The sequence below is a fragment of the Paenibacillus sp. PsM32 genome (assembly GCF_030433815.1).
GTDB classification, from domain to species: Bacteria; Bacillota; Bacilli; order Paenibacillales; family Paenibacillaceae; genus Saccharibacillus; species Saccharibacillus kyungheensis.
Genome location: NZ_JARUWY010000022.1, coordinates 1 through 21,667 on the forward strand (window position 1 = coordinate 1; position 21,667 = coordinate 21,667).

Genomic DNA, 21,667 nt, shown 5'->3' on the forward strand with positions numbered 1-21,667 from the left:
AACTCTGCACCACAAGGTGTATTGTCATTGCTTCGTTAATTTTAAAAGTTGCATAATTTTTTTTGAAAAGAGGTTCTTTTATACTAGAACCTCTTTTTTATTTGTTTATACTGAATATAATCTTATATAATTATTCAGATTGTATTCAAAGCTACTCTAAATTAACCGATATACATAATAACAGGTAAAATTTGAATGTATTTTCCCATTCTATTTTGTGAGATGAGGTGGAATTAATGTCAATGAATATATCAGGTTCTGGTAATCCTAACTTGTTACATATTACGCCTAGCGAACCTGTACAGATCAATTCTACACCGATAACAGATACGGTTACTTCATCTGATCCTTCTAGCCAGGTAGTATCAGTAGATGATAAAAAAAAGGTAGAAGAGATGCAACGGATCACTCGAGCAATGCAAGGACCCAATGTTAGTTTACAAATATCTGTTCATGATAAATTAAATGCGATTATGATCAAAGTATATGATAAAGATAATGGTAATTTAATACGAGAAATTCCACCAGAAAAAACACTAGATGCAGTAGCAAAAATGCTTGAAAATGCAGGGATATTGGTTGATAAAAAAGTATAGGAGGTAATATTATGACAACTTCAAGACTTTCAGGATTAAGTTCAGGGTTGGATGTAGATTCATTAGTCAAAACATTAATGTCAGCGCAACAAACTAAATTAGACAAATTAAATCAACAAGCAACAAAAACAACGTGGAAACAAGAAGACTATAGATCGATGAGTACATCAATTGTAGACTTTCGCCAAAATAAATTACTAGATACGTATTCCAAATCAGCTAATCTACAAGCGAAAACAACTTCAGTTACAGGGAATACGACTGCAGTGACAACTACTGCTTCTAGTACGGCTACAGGATCATTAGCTATAACTGTTAATCAATTAGCGACAGCAGGTAATACTAAATTTTCTACAGGCATTACAAATGCAAATACCAAATTATCGGATACAGCTATGGGAACAGATACGACTAAGGGTGGTACAGGACAAATTGAATTGAATGGTGTAGTCATTCAGTATGATAGTGATGATACGATGGCTGATTTAGTCTCTAAGATCAACTCAAGTTCTGCAGGAGCTACAGCTATTTTTAATAGTAAAACAGGTGACTTATCTATTTCCTCTAATAAAACAGGTGCTACCGGTGTTACTGCAACTGGAGATTTGAAAGCTTTTAGTTCTACTACAACAGCAGGATTAAATGCTAAAGTCAATATTAATGGTATGGATATGGAATATGAAGAAAATTCTTTTGCTGTTAATGGGATTAACGTAACAGTAAATAGTCTTTCTGGAACTGGTGGAGTGACTAATGTTTCAGTAAAAGCAGATACCAGCAAATTACTAGATACGATTAAGTCATTTATCAGCGATTATAATAGCTTGATTTCTAAAGTGAATGGAGAAACAAGCGAAACGGTATATCGTACGTATGCGCCTTTAACAGACACACAGAAAGAAAGTATGACAGATGATCAAATTACGCTTTGGGAAACTAAAGCCAAAAGCGGGGCTTTGCGCAATGATACAACCCTTACTAAAATGACCACTGACTTGCGTGCAAGCTCTATGGCTCAAGTAAAGACTTCTGCTGGGTTAATGAATTTACAGAGTATTGGGATCACTACAGGCTCTTACACTGAGAATGGTAAGCTAGTGATTAAAGATGAGGATAAATTAATAGCGGCATTAACAAACAACTCTACAGCGGTTGGAGAACTATTTGGATTATCTGGTGATGATAAAACAGCAACAAGTACATCTTCTGGAATATTTACAAAAATGTCTGCAATTACGAACACCGCATTGATTTCAATGTCTAAATCAGCAGGTATTTCAACAACAAGTACAGATTTAACAACAGGATTTAAAGCCAGTTCTGAGTTAAGTACACAGCTGACGACGCTAGATAAAAAAATATCTGATTTTAAAGAGTTTATGAGTCGGTTGGAAACAAGCTACTACACTAAATTTACTGCAATGGAAACAGCAGTAAATAAATATAATTCATTATCTACAAGTCTTTCAAGTTACAGCGGTTAATTATTATAACTATTAAGGAGTGAATAGCTTTGAATTTAGCTTTTCAAAAATATCAACAGTCTTCGGTGCAAACTGCCCCTCCTAGTCAATTATTAATCATGCTTTATGATGGTGCTATCCGATTTGTAAAGCAGGGTATTACAGGTATTAATAATAAAGATTATGCTGTCGCTAATACAAATTTAATCAAGGCTCAAGCAGTTGTAAATGAATTGAATGCTGCACTTGATCACAAATATAGTATTGCTGATAATTTATCTAAATTGTATGAATATATGAGTTACAAGTTAATTCAGGCTAATATTCAAAAAAATAGCGCCTTTGCTGAAGAAATCTTAGACCACTTAGTAGAGCTTCGTGATACATGGAAAGAGTGTGCTAAAATTGTAGCAGCTAGCGAGGATCAGAAAGAAGTTATATTATGATTGATGTAGCAATAGAGCATCTACACGAGCGAACAGTATATATAGCACAAAATATCAATGATGTTGAAAGTGATGATTTAATTAGATTGATTGGTCTTCGCAATCGTGCTATGAAAGTATTGGAAAAGAAAGAAATCGTATTAGATGAAGAAAAGCAAATGATTAAAGCTATTTTATCTTACGATGAAATTATTGTAGGTAAAATGAATGCGATTAAAGAAGATGCAGCATTGAACTTACGCAAAATTAGTCAATATCATATGCAGAATAATGCTTACGGTAAAGGAAATATGTCTTCTCCTTATGCATCTAGATCATAAAAATAAAAAAAGTAAGAACCATTGATATATACATCAATGGTTCTTACTTTTTTTATATAAGATCTTGTTGATGTGTAAAAGCAACAGTAGCTAAATTTAATTTTGTTAATCGTTGTTGGAACTGATCTGTATATAGTTGTTTTTCTTGTATTGGAACTTGTTTAATTAAAGTAGGATATACATAAATATGGCTAGGATCAATACGCAAAGCTTCTTTAAAGAAAGATACAGCCTCTTCAGGAAGACTGGCATTGGTATGAAAATATCCTAGGTTTTCTAAACTTTGAATTGCTAATTCGTTTTTAGGTAAAAGAAGAGAATAATATTGTATTGCTATATCCATATAATTACGAGTATAAAAATAGTTAGCTAAATCGTTAATCAATTTAGAATGGTTAAAATACTCTACAAATTCATCATACAATTCAAATTGATGTAAAAAGAAAATTTCTTTTGCTATTAAGAACAATGTATGGTGGTAATCATCAAGTGCAATAGATTCAGGTAATAGTTTTTTTTGTAATAATTGCAATGACCATCGTGCGATAGAACCAGTAGTACCATCAATAGAAGCTAGATCCTGTAGTACATCTGTATCTTGCAGGATCAAAGCTGCAATAATCAATGAATTGTAATTATTGATAGAACGATCAGGAAGCATAATTTGTTGTAAAAGATGCTTGGAAGTATCTACATCATTTTTTAATAGCGCTATTCTTAACTTTTTTTCTAAAGATACTTCATAATGAATATGAACCTGATCACGGTAGTGTTCAGCTAACTCTATATTTCCTACGGCAAGACAAGCTTCAAATAACAGTACAACATCTCGAACTTCATTCAGATCATAAATGCCACTAAAATAGTGGATAAGTTGATCTGAAGTTTCTATAGCAGAAATTTGTTCTAAAATTAATATTAATAAACTTACATTTTGCTTATTGTGGGCAAGCAACTTGGTCAACCAAGAAATATTATCTTGTGGTCTAGCAAAACGTACAGAAATATTAGCAAGGCGTTCTAAAGGAATATTAAACCCCATACTCGGGCTGTATAGCCAAAAAGTAGATTGAATTTTAGCTTTTTTTTCTGCAACACGAATAGCATTTTTGTAAGCTTCTTCAGCTTTTACGAAATAGCCAAACCATTCATAGTGAATTCCTTGAAGCGTATAATATTCGGGATAATCATTAAATTCGACTAATTTGTTCTCAATCATTTCCCAGGATTTGTCTAGTTGATTGAGGTGATAATACGTATTAATTAAGCCAATTAAAGCATGTGGATACCATGCTACTTTCGAAGACTCTGCCTGCTCAATCGATTTTTTATAATTGAGAATCGCTTCAGGATAATTTTCAATCGCATGATATTCATTACCAAGTGTGAAAAAATCATAGGCTTGAAACGTATTATTTTTTTTGTACTCATTAAATATTTGCATATTTCGCTCATGCTTATTCTTTTTAGCCAGTACTTCATGCAGATAGCCAGAATGATGAATACGAAAAGGAATTTGAAAATTTCTCAGGTCAGTATCTGGTTTTTTTGAAAATAGTTGTTCATGAATCGGACGTTCATACCAAATATCCATATGGTTAGGAAAGATTCGATCGGCTGAACTTTCCATAATATTCCCAGAATTTTTTTTGCCGGTATAATTAATAATCGATATATTAAAAGCTATGTTCGGTTGGGGTTCTTGTTTTTCTAAAAAAGCTCTTAAATTTGTAGTATCATTTTCTGTCATATATTCATCTGCATCGAGCATAAGTATCCATTTCCCAGTAGCTTGTTCAATTGCTTTATTTTTAGCAGCTGCAAAGTCATTAATCCATTCGAAATCAATGATCTTAGCTTGGTAATTTTGTGCAATTTGTCGAGTACGATCTGTAGAACCCGTATCTACAATGATAATTTCATCTACAATATCTTTTACACTATTTAAGCAACGTTCAAGTATATCTTCTTCGTTTTTAACAATCATACATAAGCTTAATAACTTCATAATTCCTCCGATACTAATCTGTATTTTTAATTGTCTTTTTTATAGTGGTCGTAGAAATATCCGGTGTACGTGATAAATAAATCACTTCACAATATTCTTTCAGTTCATCAAATTTCCCTTTCCAGTCATCACCCATCACAAAAATATCAACATGATTGTCAATAATGTCTGATTGCTTTTGTTCCCATGTATTCTCTGGAATCACAGTATCTACGTATCTAATCGCTTCAAGCATCAGTTTCCGTTCTTCGTAAGAAAAGTAAGCTCCTTTGCCTTTAATTTGATTGAACGTATCTGTAGATAAAGCCACTGTAAGGTGATCACCTAAAGCTTTGGCACGTTGGAAAAGTAAAATATGACCATAATGAAGCAAATCAAACGTTCCATAAGTAATTACTTTTTTCATAACTCTTCCTCCCTATTGAGATAGTTCTTTGATTTTATGTTGAGTAGATTGAATTAATTCAACATCGTCAGACATCAGTAAAAAGTGCTGGTAATAAGAAATAGCGATTGGTATATTTTGATCGTTCTCGTGCATATAAGCTAGGTTATAAACAAGGTCTGCATTAGAAGGGAAAAATTCAATTCCTTTTTCGAGTGTAGCAATAGCATCTTTCACTTCACCTGCTAATAAATGAATCATGCTTTTAATCGAAAATATATCTGCATCGGCTTTGGCTGTTTGTAAATACTGTTGAAGTGCCTCTTCAGCAGGCATGATTTCTCCTTGTTCAAGCATAGTATAAATACTTTGTTTAACTTGTTCTTGAAGTTGCTTATTTTCAATTGTTGCTTGTTGTTGCTTGGATATCTTTTCTATATTTTCAGTGATATGTTTATCTACAGCTCGCCATACTCTTTCAGAAGAACGATTGTCTGTATACGTATGGATAAGAGGAAGTAAGGTTTTCCGTTCATTACTGTACCAGTCAGGTTGCTCCAGATAAGTTGTTATATAAGATACTAATTGTTCTTGATTAAATGCTTTGGGACCAGGAGTCCAATAATCGTAAGGTTCTAAAAGAAAACCACGAGTCTTTCTATATTCTTCTAAATCAATAGGAGTAAATATAATAGGACGATCTAATAATAAATAATCAAAATAAATAGAAGAATAATCTGTAATGAGAAAATCAGCAGCACCTATAACTTCGTACAGATCTTTTTGATGCTTGATTAATAAATCATTGGTTAAAAAGTAAATATGTTGAGCATTCCAATCTGAAAACGACTCCAAAAAATAAGATTCTTCAAAAGGATGAAGTTTAACAACAAAAGCCAAATTATGTTTAGACAAAAACTCGGCAAACTGTTCTGGATCAAAGTCTTCAAAACCGAACACATTTGAGGTTGTTTTTTTACCATCAATCTTTTCAGGAGTGACTACAGATTTACGGAAAGTAGGCATAAAGAAAATAACCCTTTTTCCTTTCACTTCAGGTATCATAGTACTAAGTAAAGTTTGGGAATCATTTGAAAATAAAGCGTCATTTCTAGGCATACCTGTAATTTGATATTGTTCAATACGTGCTCCATTACAAGCATTCATTAATGTGTTGTATAAAGGAGAATAGGAAGCAATCATATTAATATCAGACCAATAATCGAATATCTGTGCAGGATCTGTTTTTTCTTCGCGATCCATTAATGCCATTCCTTTTAAAGGAAAGCCATGCCAGAGTTCGATATTTACTTTGTTTTGGGAAGAAGCATATTCACCATGCGTATTAATATACACATCGCTATGATAAAAATCAGCGTGCTCATGTGCAGAATTAAGCTCATGTAAAATAACTTCGTATTTTTCTTCAATATATTTAGGTAAATTATTTTGTAGTGCTAATGTATTAGAACCTGAGTAGCTACTCATAAGCATAGCTATTTTAAGGCGTTCATTCATTATTCATCCACCTTTCAGTATCTTCTATTTCATATATCGGTCAAAATATTCATGCTTATAAACGCATTATTATTTTTATACGATCCCCTATATAAAAAACACAACTAAATGTCGATAATAGGATTGTAAACACATTTCGCAAATGCGCAGAGGTGAATTAATGATTAAAGTTCTGTGAGACAGAACTAGCGAATATCTCGCACCTAATTACAAATATATACCAAATAAACCCACATGTAGAGTACTATCTATTTTAGATAGTAACGAGGTAATGTATGAAATCAACGATTGCTTTAGTGATGATCGTAAAAAATGAAGAACGTACTCTTAAAAGATGTCTAGAGAGCGCCATCAATTACGTAGATGAAGTAATTATTGTGGATACCGGTTCTTCGGACAATACCAAACAAATTGCTTCAGATTTTGGTGCGAAAATTTTTGATTATATATGGCAACAAGATTTTGCAGCAGCACGCAATTTTGCTCTTACCAAGTCTACAAGTGAATGGAATCTAATATTAGATGCAGATGAATATATATCTAATGATTGTGAACGTATCATTCAAGACTTTATTCATCTACAGATCAAAGTGATCGGCAAAGTCAAAAGGATAGACTCTTTTAAAGGAACAGATGGCATCAATTATGAGCAAAGTTATATCTCTCGATTAATTCCAAAAGGTTATTACTACAGTGGCAAAATTCATGAGCAAATAAAGTCTGATTTACCTAGAATTACTGTGGATATTGAAGTACAACATGATGGTTACTACGAGCACAATAAAAGTGAACGTAATATCCCTATTTTGCAAACAGTAATACAAGAGAACCCATCAGATCCCTATTATTACTATCAAATTGCTAAAGAATATCGGGGATTAGAAGAGCATGAACAGACTTTTCAGTGTTTGAAACAAGCTTATCTTTTAGCTAAGGGAACAGAACCTTATTTTGCTAATATAGTGATTAATCTTTTATACGCCATTATTGCGTCTAAGCACTTAGAAGTGGGATTGTCTATTATTGAAAATGAACAATCAAATGTAGGACATTATCCAGATTTCTATTTTGTATCTGCTCTATATTTGTTGGAACTTATACTTAGTGATACAAAACAATATGGAGAGATGTTACCACTTATAGAACAATTTTATCAAAAAGCTATCGAAATTGGAGAATCGGATCTGGAAGGTAGTGTATGGGGTACAGGAAGTTTTGCTGCTCATCATAATTTGGGTGTTTTCTATGAAGTGATCGGAGAAAGTGCCAAAGCAACAGAGCAATATAAACGAGCAGCAGAATATGGGTATGAGCCTTCTATACAAAGAATAGTATGATTTAAAAATGTTATTTCATTTATTAAAAGGGGTGCGAATATGGATAAAACAAGTATTATTCTTACTGCTTCACCAGAGGAATTAGAGTACATTCAAGACTGTATCGGAAGTATTAGAAATTTTACAGACCGGGGAACCTATGAAATTATTGTTGTGGAACATGGAGGTTCGCTAGAACTTCGTACATGGCTAGCCGAACAAACGGATATTTTAAGTTCTTTTCATGAAGATTTATTAACTCAAGCAGCAGCATGGAATACAGGATTAGAAATAGCACATGGAGATAGTATTGCTATTATGCATGGAGATACTCTAGTAACGCCCAACTGGTTATTGTACTTGCTTCAATCTTTATATCAAGATGAAACCGTTGGAGCAGTGGGACCTATTACTAGCCATTCTGAAAGTGATCAAAGTATTAACAAGGACTTTGATTCTATGGAGGAAATGCTTCAATATGCTAAGCAGTGCCAACGTAATTTTGAGCAAGAAGAACGAGTTTCTTTAGATGGCTTCTGTATTCTTTTCAGAAAAGAAGCTATTTCTAGAATAGGATTATTTGATACTCAATTTAAGGGCAGTGCACTGACATCAGATTATGTTTTACGATTACAACAAGAGCATTATAAGTTGGTTTTAAGCAAAAATGTATTTATTCATCATTATCAAGATCGTGAAGATGAAGAGGTTAGTAGTGTTGCTGAATTTATGAATAAATGGGGATTTCATCCTGACTGCACTTTGCCTGATATCGAATTGTATAGTTTATTGAATGAAGTTGATGATTCTACAACTATTTTAACTGTAGGAGATCAGACTGGGGCTAATATACTTAAGTTGAAACAGAACTCTCAACGGCAAGTAGAAGGCATTAAAAATCCAGTACATTTTAACATATTTAATGAAGAAGTAGCTCAATATGTTACACAAGATTTGCAATATTATTTGGATACAAAAATGAAGTTCGATTATATCGTGTTATATCAGACTTCAGAGTTGAAACAAGTATTAGTTAGCTATATTAATTTGTTAAAATCTAATGGGAAAATATTATTCCGTTTTGAGAATATGAATCATTATTCTGTTGTGCAAAATATACTTGTAGATCAAACGTTCACAACATCTAATTATTCTAAATATCATATTAATGATGTAATTAATTGGTTAGGGAATATTGGGTTAGCTACGTCTAATGTTGAATATATTCGTAGTCCACTAGATGAGGAAGATAAAGACTTTATTAATGGATTACGTCGTCTGAATGGAAATAAATTACCTGTACACTTTGACACCAAATACTTTGTGATTACTGCAACACTAGAAGCATCACAGCAATCCAGTAATGAAGAATTACAAGAACAATTCAATCAATTATTTCAGAATCCGACAGAAGAAGCAGTGGATCATATTTTAAATCATAATACTGCACAAATTTTGAATGCTGTAAAAGACTATACTGGTCCCGCAGTTCCTTTGCTTAACTATCTGGCATTAACACAATATGAGAATAATAAAAAAGATCAAATTTTTCCATTGCTAAATAAAGCCTATGAAATCAACCCTGAAGATGGAACAACTTTACTCAATTTAGGAACGATTCATTATGGTTTAGGGAATGAAGCAGAAGCTTTACAGTGGTTCAAAAAAGTTCCTGAACAAACGGCACAAATCGAATCATGGATTTATGAATTAGAAGAAACGATTGCGCTTAAAAGTAATCCTCAAAAATGGTTTGCTTTCTTACTTTTACGTATCGAACACAACGTCCAGCGTAAAGATTCATTGAATGATTTACTACAATTGATTGAAACTGGGCAGATTTATGTAGATGAGATGGAAAGTGTAATGCTGAATGATATTATCGAACAAGTGAATACAACAAATATACTTGTAAACTATTTCTACGAAATGAAACGTTATGATTTAGTCATCACAATTTTAGAAATTTCTTTGAATTATACAGCAGATCGGGATGAAACTTTATTTTTAATTGCTAATATTAATTACAAAACGAGAAGTTATCCAGAAGCTTTACAAGCTGTTGAAAAAATTAAAACACAGGATGCAAAAACGACGCAACTTCTGCAAGAAATAAAAGCGCAATCTCATAAACTACAATGGAAGTGATCCCTATGAACTCAGAAAATATTAAAGTTTCTGTGATTGTCCCTATGTATAATGTAGAAGATTATATTCAAGAAACATTAGAATCATTAATTAATCAAAACTTAGCACAATTTGAAATTATTCTTATAGATGATCAGTCTATAGATTCGACTTATGATATTGCATCGCATTTTGCAAACCAATATAATTTCATTGTCTTGCATCAATTGGAAAAAAATTGTGGGGTATCAGTAGCTAGAAATAAAGCTATAGAAATGGCTAGAGGAGAATTTATTTTTTTCTTAGATTCAGATGATACGATTCCATTAAATACTTTAGAGTTAATGTATGATACAGCCATACAAAAAAACGCAGATTTAGTGACAGGCATATATGAAAGGTTTGATAGTAAAAGTCAAACAATGATGAATTTCTTTTATCAATTTCCTGAACTGCAACAAGAAGGATACAAGAGTATTTATGATTGTCCATCATTACTTTATTCAGTTTATGCATGTGGAAAATTAATAAAAAAATCAATTATTAATGATATTAGATTCTCAGAAAAATTGAAATATGGTGAAGATCAAGTCTTTACCATTGCTTGTTACCTTAGATCAAATAAAATATACCATTTAGCCACAAATGTGTATAACTATCGGATTAGAGAAATTATTTCTAATTCTGCTTCACAATCAGTGTATAAAGATCCCTTAATGAATTTCAATTATTTAATAGAAATGCTTAGAAATGTACAAGATGAATTTAAATTAAGGATCAATGATACAGATTTAAGAAGTAATATGTACAGTATTTATTTTAAAAGAGTACTTTATTGGAATATTTGGACTGCTATAAGTAATACTTTACTTTCTTTAAATGTAATAAATCGAAAAATTGTTATAGAAAAATATATATTTTTGATTAATAATTTAGACGAACAAATTTTTAAAAATAATAAAAATGATTTTGAAGTAATTAATTTAAAAATCGAAAAATTAAAATCTGTATTAGATACAAAAACGATAGAAAGTATTAAAACTTTATCACAAACACTTAAAAATAAGTAAAGGCGGTTGACGAATGAAAAGTAATATTTCTCAATCTAATTTAAGAAAAACAAGCATTATTATTTTAACTTTTAACAAATTAGAATACACGCAATTATGTATTGAAAGTATAAGAAAATATACTACATCAGGAAGTTATGAGATTGTAGTTGTAGATAACAATTCTAATGATGGTACTAGACCATGGTTAGGGGAGCAGACGGATATAATTACTATTTTTAACGATGAAAATTTAGGATTTCCTAAAGGTTGTAATCAAGGAATAGAAGTTGCTAATGGCGATGATATTCTACTTTTAAATAACGATGTAATAGTAACAGAAGGATGGTTGGATAACTTACAGTTATGTTTGTATAATTCTGAAGATATCGGAGCTGTAGGACCAGTTACTAATAATTGTTCTTATTATCAATCCATTGATGTCGACTATAAAGATATAGCATCAATGCAAGTTTTTGCTAAAAATTATAATAAACCTGACTCTACAAAATGGGAACAACGTCTTAAACTTATTGGGTTTTGTATGTTAATCAAAGGAGAAGTTGTTCGCAAAATTGGAATACTAGATGAAATATTTACTCCTGGTAATTTCGAAGATGATGATTATTCATATCGAATGATGAATGCAGGCTATAAATTGATTTTATGTAAAGATACCTTTGTACATCATTTTAGACACGTAACTTTTAATGATGATCGCTCATATTACGATGAACTTATGCAAACTAATGCACAAAAATTCGTGGAAAAATGGGGCTTTAATTCAAAGTATTCTTCTTATATTCGTACTGATGTATTAAGTCTTATAGATTTACATGATCCTAATGAAAATATTCGTGTACTTGAAGTAGGATGTGCTTGCGGTGGGACGTTATTAGAAGTGAAAAATAGATACAAAAATTCAGAAATTTATGGAATAGAATTAAACCCTAATTCAGCTGCTATTGCTGCTTTATTTGCTCAAGTAAGTGCTTCTAATATTGAAAAAGATATGGAATTCGAAGAGGGATTTTTTGATTATATTATTCTACCAGATGTTCTAGAACATCTTAATGATCCTTGGATGGTTATAGAAAACTTAAAAAAATATCTAAAAAATAATGGGAAAGTAATCTCAAGTATACCTAATGTTATGCATCATTCTGTAATAAAGTCATTATTAAACGGTAGATGGGAATATGAAGATGCAGGTTTACTTGATAGAACTCATGTACGTTTCTTTACAGGATTTGAAATTCAAAAAATGTTTGAAGATGCAGGTTATGTGGATATAGATTTTAAAGCAAATATTTATGCTTTGTCTCAAGAAGAAGAAGAACTAATCGAAAAATTATCAAAATTAGGCAACCCAGAATTAAAAGCACAAATGAGGATTTATCAATATCTTGTTAAGGCGAAAAAAAGAATGCCTAACAATTTTTTGAATGAATTGTTGACTTCTGCGAAAGAAGATCAAGCAATTGAAAAACTTATTCAACTAATCGATTCCCGAAATATAGACAAAAAGGATTTATTTGATGCTATTGAAAACATATCATCGAATAAACAAGAGTTATACAATGATTTGGCAGTAAGTTTTTATAATAAAGGTAAGCATGAACTGATTATTGAGTTGTTACAAAAGTCTTTATTTATTGATAGTAAACATAGAGATACATTATATAATTTAGGATCGATTTTGTACCTTGCAAATGAGAATGAACTTGCTTTACATTATTTGAGAAATATAGATGAGAAAGATGAAGAGACTAAAAATCTAATTTTGGAAATAGAAGCAATATAAAGTATAATTATGATTATTTTATAATTACTTTAGATAAAAAAATCAAATTCATTAGGAGCATTCTTATGAGTGATATAATTGAACTTAAAAAGAGAAAGTATTTAATTATATGCAGAGCAGGTGATAATTCTTTACACAGAGAATGGGTAAAAGATGAAAATAGGAACTTTGACCTTTTAATAGAATATTATGGAGATCAAGAGGGTCTATACAGCCAAGAATCTGAATATTATTCTGCTAATAAAGGGATCAAATGGTCCTCTTTATATGAACTGATTAATGATAATAGAGAAATACTTTTGGATTATGAAGCAATTTGGATTCCTGATGATGACATTAGTACTACTACTAAAAATATTAATGGATTATTTGAGAAATTTTCACAAAATGATTTATGGCTGGCCCAACCTGCCCTTACAGAGAATTCTTATTTCTCACACGTGATTACAGTAGAAAATAAATTAATGGATCTTAGATTTACAAATTTTGTAGAAGTCATGGTTCCAATATTTTCTTCAAGATCACTCGAAAAATGTTTACTTACTTTTAAAGACAATCCTTTAGGATGGGGATTAGATTTTGTATGGCCAGCTCTTTTAAACTATCCCAAAAATAAAATAGCAATTATTGATTCTTACCCAGTAACGCATACACGTCCAGCAGGAACAGGAGAAATCTACAATAATATTATAGAAAATCCACATATGTCTTTACAGCGTTTAATTAAAGAATACAATATTGTACATCCTATGGAATATGTAGTCTATAATGCCCATTATAAAGAAATTTTAAAAGATAAAGACGAAAGCTCAAACTTACAACTTTTAAAAAATTTGATCCAAGGTTCCTCAAGGTTAATCACTGATCGAAGTAATAGTTTTATCAAAGAATATATTTATCCTACTTTATTAGATCAATTAAATTTAGATCATCATAGACAATTTGAAGATTTAATATGGAACATTGAAAAAGACGATTTAGATAAAGCGTCTTCCAAATTAATTGATTTTGTTGAAGCAAATGATTTGTCGCAAAATGATATAATCAATATAGTTAAAAGGATTAGTATAAATAAACAAGAAGTTTATAATATTATAGCTATAAAAGCTTATCAAAAAAAACTTATTGATATCGCTCTTTTCTTGTTAGAAGAATCGCTAAAATTAGATATTAATCATGTAAATACTAATTTTAATTTAGGTTGTATTTATTATAATCAAAATGAAAAATCTAAAGCTTTAAAATACCTCCAAAATATACAAGCTGTAGATAATGATGTAGACGATTTTATAAGAAAAATATCTCTTGAACTATAAAATCATTAAATTAATTTTATAGGAGGATGAACATTGCGACTTTATAGTCCCAAAGCGTTAAAAATATTTGCAATTACAATGATTAAAAATGAAGCTGATATCATTGAGTCATTTATTCGTTATCATGATAATATATTTGATGGTATTGTTATATTAGATAATGGTAGTACAGATAATACACTTAATATTATTAACAGTTTGATTATTGAAGGATATCCATTATATTTATTTGAAGATAATACAGTTCAATATAACCAATCTGAAAAAATGAATAAGTTGATGGCGACTACTTTAGAACTATACAGTCCAGACATTATTTTGCCTTTAGATGCTGATGAATTTGTTACTAGTACCAATAAAGGGAATCCGAGGAAGATTCTTGAATCTTTAGATAGAAGTAAAGTCCATTATATAAAGTGGAAAACATATATTCCATCTTTATTAGATCAAGAAGATGAAATATTTGTTCCTAAAAGAATTATAAATTTCAGAGACGAATCACTAGAAAAGTTCTATAAAGTTATTATCACATCGAAAATTATCGAAAATTATCAAGTACAATTAACTATGGGAAATCATAGTATAACTATCCCTAAAAATATCAATAAGGTACCGGAAACTATAGAACTTAAAGATATTAAATTAGCCCATTTCCCAGTTCGCACATTAAATCAAATTATCTCAAAATCAGTTGTAGGTTGGATGAATTATTTAACAACTCCGGATAGAGAAAATACAGCAGGGAAACAATGGGAAGATCTTTATATTAAATTTAAAAAAAATAATATAATTGATAAGGCAGATATAATAGAATTAGGTAAAAATTATGCTGTTTTTAATAATCAATCTAATCATAGTATAATAAATACGTTTGAAGATCCTGTAGACATTTCGTTTTGTAAAAAAACTGACATTGAATATACTTCTATGACGGAAATTAATCCTATGAAAAATATTTTAAATAATATTGAAGTTATTATTAAAAATTATGTAAATGTTATGACGGAATTAAATGTACAGAAAAATAAATTAAATACAATTATGTTAGACCTTAATTGCTATATAAGAAATATTAATGAAGATATCGAAATTGAGAATTCATTTAATAAAATCAAAAATTTACTAATTCAAAATAAAATAAGTACTACAGATTTATTGAATTCAGTAGAGTCATTAGAAAATAATAAACAAAGAATTTATAATTTTTTGGCTCAAAGATTTTATAATTCACAAGTTGTAGAACCTATTATTCCACTTTTATATCAATCTTTATCTATAAATGATTCTGATAGAGATACTTTATATAACTTGAGTTTTATGTTATATATTGTTAAAGAATATGATTTAGCTTTTCAATATATAAGTAAAATAAATACTAAAGATGAAGAAGTTTTGGATTTGTTAAATGATATTAAGAATGCTTTGATGCTGTAATAACAAATAAAAAAGCTTCTCAAGTTTAATTAAACTTGAGAAGCTTTTTTATTTGTTACGTGCAAATTCTACCGCTTCAATTATTTTTTTACTCATATAGTCAATCATGCTATCATCTAAACCAGGATATACACCTACTAAAAATGTATCAAACATAATTTTGTCTGTATTTGGAAGAGTACCTATTTGTTTATAATAAACCCCTTCAAATGCTGGCTGTTTAGTCAAATTACCACTAAATAACATTCTTGTTTGTACTCTTTGTGTTTCTAAATATTGAGTAATTTTATTTCTAGAAAATTTAGTTCCATCAATTACTGTAAGAATAAATCCGAACCAACTAGGTTCAGAGTTGAGAGTTGCTTCTGGTAAAATTAATATATCTTTAATTATTTGTAAATTATCTTTTAATCTATTGAAGTTGTGTATTCTTTGGTTAGAAAAAAAGGGGACTTTTTTTAATTGTTCTAATCCAATAGCTGCTTGCATATCAGTTACCTTTAAGTTATATCCAAGATGGGAGTAGGTATATTTATGATCATAGCCGACAGGTAATTGTCCTAGTTGCCAACCAAAACGTTTACGACACGTATTATCACAACCAGAAGGGCACCAACAGTCTCGACCCCAATCTCTAAATGATTCGACAATCATTTTAAGTTTTGGATCATTTGTATATACTGCCCCACCTTCTCCCATAGTCATATGGTGAGGAGGATAAAAACTAGATGTAGCTATATGACCAAATGTTCCTGTAAGTTGTCCATTATATCTAGAACCTAATGCATCACAATTATCTTCTATAAGCCATAAGTTATATTTTTCAGTCAATTCTAAAATAGCAGACAAATCAAATGGATTCCCCATAGTGTGAGCAATCATAATAGCTTTAGTTCTTGGAGATATAGCATCCTCAATTTCTTTTATAGAAATATTATAGGTGGCTAAGTCTACATCTACAAATACAGGAACTAAATTATTTTGTACAATAGGAGCTACAGTAGTAGGAAACCCTGCTGCGACTGTTATTACTTCATCCCCTGAGACCAGACGTCTTTCTCCTAATTTAACTGAAGTTAATGCAGAAATAGCTAAAAGATTAGCAGATGATCCAGAATTGGTTAGTAAAACATATTTAACTCCAAGATATTCAGCGAACTTCTTCTCAAAATCGTTACAAAATCTTCCAGAAGTTAGCCAGAAGTCTAAGCTTGCATCTGCTAATGCTATCATTTCTTTCTCATCATATACTTTACCTGCGTAACTTAAATTTGAAGATTCGGGTTGAAATTCTGGTTTTTGATGAAATAATTGGTAAAATTCTTTTACTCTATCAAAGATTTTATTACGTTTTATTTGTTCAATTAATTTTAAATCAGCAACTTTTAAAACTTCGCAATTATTAAATTCAAGGTTTTCTAATTCAAATTCAGTAGGATCATCATAGTTTATAACTATTTCTCCATTTTCCAAAATTTCGCACGAAAAGACACTCACACTTTTTAAATGTGACTCAGCTACAATCCAAGATTTATTATTAAAATTAAATATTTCTCCAATATTAATCAAATTTACTCTCTCCAATCTCAATTTTATTATAGTTGGAAAGACAAGGATCTCATTTACTGAAATAAATACTCAATCCATGCATTAATTCCATTTGAGGTTGCCATCCAGGAAGAGTAATCCCATTGTTCCAAGGAATCATAACTTCTCTTTCCTTATAATTTTTTTCTCCCCATTCGATCGGTAAAGGATGTTGAATTATTTGTTCAATTAAATCAACTAGTTGTTTTAGCGAGATTAAACTTTTTGCAGATACAGCATAGCTACTATTAATATATTTATTATTGATAATAAGATAATGAGAAGCAAGCATAAAAGCATCAATTACGTCATTTATATGAACTAAATTAAATAATTGTTCTCCAGCAGTCATTTGGAGAGTTTCACCCGAAATATACACTTGCTTTAGAATTTTTAAAAGTTTTGCTCTATTATCATTTTCTCCATACGTATCATATAATTTAAGGGTGATGCAGTTTATTTTCTTTGTATTTATATAATAGAAAATTATATCTTGAAAAGCATGTTTGGTAGCTGCATAGAGATTGACTGGATTATATGTGCTGTTTTCGAAATGTTCCCAAGAAGTTCCTGTATTGACTAAATTAACAATGTTATTTTTGCTCATAGCTTCTAGTAATTGTGTACCAAAAAGAATATTACTATATATTAAATGATTAATTTCATTAGAGTCATGATCTGATTTGAAAAAGGAAGCTAAATGAAATATTACATTAGGCTTTGAATAACTCAAAGCAGTATTCAAACTTTCAAAATTTTCGTCATATACATACACATTAATTAGAGGACTTAAACATTTTAAAAGACTTATATCTGAGTTTTTTCTTATAATGATGTCTACATCCCAATTCTCTAATAGCAGTCTTTTGACTAAGTTAAAACCAATGAATCCAGTTGCTCCTGTCACTATAGCTTTTTTAATCATAGTGTATTCTCATTTGTATATAGAAAGTAATCTTCACTTTTCTCAAAAGCCATAAAATTTTCATCTCGTTCCGAAATAATAGGAGATCCCTTTGGCCAAAGAATATTTGCTGAATCCCAATGAATACCTTTATCATATGAAGCATTGTATACAGAACTTACATTATAGACTACAGTAGCAAATTCACTTTTTACATAAAATCCATGAGCAAACCCTCTGGGAATATAAGCAATATTTGATTTGACAGAATCTAAATAGAAAATGTGATGATGTCCATAAGTTGGAGAACCTTTTCTAATATCAAGAACTACATCAAATATTTCTCCATGTACACAATATACTAATTTAACATGGTCATGAGGAGGAGCCTGAAAATGTAAACCTCTCAACACATTTTTTTTAGAAACCGAAAAGTATTGTTCTTTGAATGAAGATTCCAGATTGTTATCTTTAAACCAATTTTCATGGAATGTTTTTACAAAAGAACCTCTTATATCATTTACTATTTTGGGAGCAATTTCATGACAACCAGGTATAAAAGTGGGGATTAGTTTCAAAAGATTACCTCCTAACTATATTATAAACTATATGATTCTATTTGTTTTAAACAGTAGTTCTGAATATCTCGATTGTCGAGATATTCTTTATTCCAATCTACTACTTTTTCTAGTGCAGTTTCTATATTCCAACGTGGATACCATTTCAATTCATTTTTGGCTTTAGAACAATCTAATTTTAGATAATGCGCTTCATGAACAGGGTTATCACTATTTATTATTTTATAACTAGCATTCTGTCCCCAGAGATTACACACTTTTTTAACTATCCATTCAACAGGTTGAGCATCTTCATCATTTGGTCCAAAATTCCAAGCTTCAGCAAAGTTAGTTCCTTTTTCATACATTGTCTGTGCTAAAAGTAAATAACCATTAAGAGGTTCTAGTACATGTTGCCAAGGACGTATTGAAGAAGGGTTTCTAATTAGTATAGACTCATTATTCAATAAATTCTTAATACAATCAGGAATCAGACGATCTTTTGCCCAGTCTCCTCCACCAATTACATTACCAGCTCGTGCAGAAGCTAAAAGTACACCATGTTTCTCAAAAGAATCAACATTAAAAAAACTAGTTCTATATGAAGAAGTTAACAACTCGGAACAAGCTTTGCTATTAGAATAAGGATCATATCCTCCTAATGTGTCATTTTCTCTATAACTCCAGTGCCATTCTTTGTTATCATAGCATTTGTCTGTTGTTACATTAATAACAACCCTTTTTTTTGATTTTTTTTGATTCAAAATTCTTATACTTTCTAGTAGATTTAATGTACCTATAAAGTTAGTTGAATAAGTTTCTAATGGATTAGTATAAGATTCTCTAACAAGAGGTTGTGCAGCCATATGGATAATAATATCAGGATTTGATTCTTCAAGTGCTTGACTAAGATGAGGAAAACTTTGAATATTATTAATTGAAGTGAAAATTTCCTTATCCAGATTACTTATATCATATAACGAAGGAGTCGTAGGAGGTGCTAAAGAATAACCAGATACTTGACTACCCATTTTGAGTAACCATAATGTTAACCAACTACCTTTAAATCCCGTATTTCCAGTAATAAAAACTTTTTTGTTTTTCCAAAAATCAGTATCCATGTTTTACCTCCATACTTTCCAAGGTGCTTGTTCGATTTTCCATAAATCTTCCAAATAATTTTTATCTCTTAAAGTATCCATTGGTTGCCAAAATCCAGAATGCTTATAAGCGACTAATTGTTTATCCGATGCAATATTTTCTAAAGGTTCTTTTTCTAATATAGTATCGTCATTATCAATATAATTTAAAGCTTTTGGAGACATAACAAAGAACCCAGCATTAATCCAGCCCCCATCTCCTTGAGGCTTTTCTTGAAAACTATCAACAATATGGTTTTCACCTAAAGCTAATGATCCAAATCTGCCTGAAGGTTGGGTAGTAGAGACTGTAACAAGTTTTTTATTATTTTTATGGAAGTTTACAAGGTCATTAATATTAATATTTGAAACACCATCGCCATAAGTAAGCATAAAGGCATCATCATCTTTTACATAGTTGTGAATTCTTTTTACTCTTCCTCCAGTCATAGATTCTATTCCAGTATTAACTAAAGTTACTTTCCATGGTTCAGCTGTATTAGAGTGAATAATTTGTTGATTATTATTTCTGAAATCAAATGTTACATCGGATTCATGTAAAAAGTAATGAGCAAAATATTCTTTAATAATATATCCTTTATATCCTAGACAAATAACAAAATCATTAAAACCAAAATAAGAATAATGTTTCATAATGTGCCATAATATTGGTTTCCCACCAATTTCAATCATTGGCTTGGGTTTTAGATGTGATTCTTCACTAATTCGTGTTCCATATCCTCCAGCAAGTATAACGACCTTCAAAGATATACCTTCTCTCTTTAAGTTTTGTGTAAATAATAGAACATATTATAAAAATTTTATCACTATCATTGCCAGTTTACACTATAAAAAAACAAAATTTTTTAGTAAAATAGCTTTAATCTCTAATATTTATATAAATATTAGAGATTAAAGTAAACATAAATTTATATTCATTCATACTAATAAAAATAAATAACAATCATAACTCATTAAATGTAATAAAATACCATGAAAGTATTTACTTTACCAATTGACATTTACCCACCAAATTTGGTATATTTAGAGGCGTAGGCAATGTCTTACTCTACTTATTTGATAACGAAGGGAATGTTATTGCATGAATGGTAAAGTAAAATGGTTTAACGCAGAAAAAGGATATGGTTTTATTGAGACTGAAGAAGGCGGAGACGTATTTGTACACTTTTCTGCGATTCAAACTGAAGGTTTCAAAACGTTAGAAGAAGGTCAATCCGTAGAATTCGACATCGTTGAAGGCGCGCGTGGACCACAAGCAGCTAACGTTATCAAATTATAATCATCCTTCGGCATTTGCCAACCTACATAGGTATTATTGATGGTTACACATTTGAATAATCAGCTAAGGCTCCGGAACACTCCGGAGCCTTTTTCTATAGTATGACTATTGTATGAATAGTTTACTTAGTTACTGAATAATAAGTTTCGGATATCTGTCACATTGTAAGCGATTGGATTAAGGTCAGATTGGTTAATGGAACACAAGGGCGGCATAATAGATGAACTATTTTCGACTATGTATTTATAGGTAGAAGAGAGTAGTTTTGAGGATTTTGCAAGCGTTTGACAGAACTCTATTTATATTTGTAAGACTAAAATATAAAGTCAGACGCGGGTACTCTGACGACTAGATTTGACAATAGATTGTCACTGCTAATTTGCACCAGTATCCTTTTT

At 30.5% G+C, this 21,667-nt stretch carries 19 protein-coding genes; 11 read left to right on the forward strand and 8 right to left on the reverse strand.

The window, feature by feature from the left end:
- Window positions 1-242 precede the first annotated feature (242 nt).
- From QCD85_RS22705 to QCD85_RS22720, 4 genes are read left to right on the forward strand one after another with little or no spacing between them, the layout of a single operon-like run.
- Entirely contained in the window at window positions 243-596 is a 354-nt protein-coding gene (locus QCD85_RS22705; protein WP_301263957.1) for a flagellar protein FlaG, read from the forward strand.
- 11 nt (window positions 597-607) lie between these two features.
- Window positions 608-2,080: a flagellar filament capping protein FliD gene (gene fliD, locus QCD85_RS22710; protein WP_301263958.1), complete on the forward strand. Its 1,473-nt coding sequence runs from the start codon at window positions 608-610 to the stop codon at window positions 2,078-2,080.
- Between the two features lie 29 nt (window positions 2,081-2,109).
- The gene (gene fliS / locus QCD85_RS22715; protein ID WP_301263959.1) at window positions 2,110-2,505 is read left to right on the forward strand and encodes a flagellar export chaperone FliS; all 396 of its coding nucleotides are present in this window, start codon (window positions 2,110-2,112) and stop codon (window positions 2,503-2,505) included.
- On the forward strand, window positions 2,502-2,825 hold the full coding sequence (locus tag QCD85_RS22720; RefSeq protein WP_301263960.1) for a hypothetical protein: 324 nt from the start codon (window positions 2,502-2,504) through the stop codon (window positions 2,823-2,825). Before fliS ends, QCD85_RS22720 begins: the two co-directional genes overlap by 4 nt.
- A gap of 52 nt (window positions 2,826-2,877) precedes the next feature.
- On the opposite strand, the gene QCD85_RS22725 is transcribed toward QCD85_RS22720, so the two are convergent.
- From QCD85_RS22725 to QCD85_RS22735, 3 genes are read right to left on the reverse strand one after another with little or no spacing between them, the layout of a single operon-like run.
- Window positions 2,878-4,833: a glycosyltransferase family 2 protein gene (locus QCD85_RS22725; RefSeq protein ID WP_301263961.1), complete on the reverse strand. Its 1,956-nt coding sequence runs from the start codon at window positions 4,831-4,833 to the stop codon at window positions 2,878-2,880.
- Between the two features lie 13 nt (window positions 4,834-4,846).
- Window positions 4,847-5,239, reverse strand: a complete 393-nt coding sequence (gene tagD, locus QCD85_RS22730) for a glycerol-3-phosphate cytidylyltransferase (RefSeq protein WP_301263962.1) — start codon at window positions 5,237-5,239, stop codon at window positions 4,847-4,849.
- Between the two features lie 12 nt (window positions 5,240-5,251).
- Window positions 5,252-6,736 carry a CDP-glycerol glycerophosphotransferase family protein gene (locus QCD85_RS22735; protein WP_301263963.1) on the reverse strand — a complete coding sequence of 495 codons (1,485 nt, stop codon included), beginning with the start codon at window positions 6,734-6,736 and terminating at the stop codon, window positions 5,252-5,254.
- A gap of 275 nt (window positions 6,737-7,011) precedes the next feature.
- Between QCD85_RS22735 and QCD85_RS22740 the strand changes: the two genes are divergently transcribed.
- The 6 genes from QCD85_RS22740 to QCD85_RS22765 all read left to right on the forward strand — a co-directional run bounded on the left by QCD85_RS22740 (window position 7,012) and on the right by QCD85_RS22765 (window position 15,782).
- A complete protein-coding gene (locus QCD85_RS22740; RefSeq protein ID WP_301263964.1) occupies window positions 7,012-8,073 on the forward strand; it encodes a glycosyltransferase family 2 protein in 1,062 nt (353 codons plus the stop codon).
- A 39-nt stretch (window positions 8,074-8,112) separates the two neighbouring features.
- The gene (locus QCD85_RS22745; RefSeq protein ID WP_301263965.1) at window positions 8,113-10,200 is read left to right on the forward strand and encodes a glycosyltransferase; all 2,088 of its coding nucleotides are present in this window, start codon (window positions 8,113-8,115) and stop codon (window positions 10,198-10,200) included.
- Between the two features lie 5 nt (window positions 10,201-10,205).
- Window positions 10,206-11,249 (forward strand): glycosyltransferase family 2 protein, encoded by a 1,044-nt coding sequence (locus QCD85_RS22750; protein ID WP_301263966.1) that lies wholly within the window; start codon window positions 10,206-10,208, stop codon window positions 11,247-11,249.
- Between the two features lie 13 nt (window positions 11,250-11,262).
- Entirely contained in the window at window positions 11,263-13,032 is a 1,770-nt protein-coding gene (locus tag QCD85_RS22755; protein WP_301263967.1) for a methyltransferase domain-containing protein, read from the forward strand.
- 65 nt (window positions 13,033-13,097) lie between these two features.
- Complete coding sequence (locus QCD85_RS22760; protein ID WP_301263968.1) at window positions 13,098-14,348, forward strand: tetratricopeptide repeat protein; 1,251 nt, start codon at window positions 13,098-13,100, stop codon at window positions 14,346-14,348.
- A gap of 33 nt (window positions 14,349-14,381) precedes the next feature.
- Window positions 14,382-15,782, forward strand: coding sequence for a glycosyltransferase family 2 protein (locus tag QCD85_RS22765; protein ID WP_301263969.1), 1,401 nt, complete (start codon window positions 14,382-14,384; stop codon window positions 15,780-15,782).
- Window positions 15,783-15,830: 48 nt separating this feature from the next.
- Here QCD85_RS22765 and rfbH read toward each other — a convergent pair whose 3' ends face one another.
- Genes rfbH through rfbF form a run of 5 tightly spaced genes read right to left on the reverse strand, consistent with a single transcriptional unit; the run spans window position 15,831 to window position 20,734 of the window.
- Window positions 15,831-17,351 carry a lipopolysaccharide biosynthesis protein RfbH gene (rfbH, locus tag QCD85_RS22770; RefSeq protein ID WP_301263970.1) on the reverse strand — a complete coding sequence of 507 codons (1,521 nt, stop codon included), beginning with the start codon at window positions 17,349-17,351 and terminating at the stop codon, window positions 15,831-15,833.
- A 49-nt stretch (window positions 17,352-17,400) separates the two neighbouring features.
- Entirely contained in the window at window positions 17,401-18,294 is an 894-nt protein-coding gene (locus QCD85_RS22775) for an NAD-dependent epimerase/dehydratase family protein (RefSeq protein WP_301263971.1), read from the reverse strand.
- Window positions 18,291-18,851, reverse strand: a complete 561-nt coding sequence (gene rfbC, locus QCD85_RS22780) for a dTDP-4-dehydrorhamnose 3,5-epimerase (RefSeq protein ID WP_301263972.1) — start codon at window positions 18,849-18,851, stop codon at window positions 18,291-18,293. The genes QCD85_RS22775 and rfbC overlap by 4 nt, the downstream gene beginning before the upstream one ends.
- A gap of 20 nt (window positions 18,852-18,871) precedes the next feature.
- The gene (rfbG, locus tag QCD85_RS22785) at window positions 18,872-19,951 is read right to left on the reverse strand and encodes a CDP-glucose 4,6-dehydratase (RefSeq protein ID WP_301263973.1); all 1,080 of its coding nucleotides are present in this window, start codon (window positions 19,949-19,951) and stop codon (window positions 18,872-18,874) included.
- 3 nt (window positions 19,952-19,954) lie between these two features.
- Window positions 19,955-20,734, reverse strand: coding sequence for a glucose-1-phosphate cytidylyltransferase (gene rfbF / locus QCD85_RS22790; RefSeq protein WP_301263974.1), 780 nt, complete (start codon window positions 20,732-20,734; stop codon window positions 19,955-19,957).
- 337 nt (window positions 20,735-21,071) lie between these two features.
- On the opposite strand from rfbF, the gene QCD85_RS22795 reads away from it, so the two are divergent.
- Window positions 21,072-21,269, forward strand: coding sequence for a cold shock domain-containing protein (locus QCD85_RS22795; protein WP_204827184.1), 198 nt, complete (start codon window positions 21,072-21,074; stop codon window positions 21,267-21,269).
- Window positions 21,270-21,667: the final 398 nt, after the last annotated feature.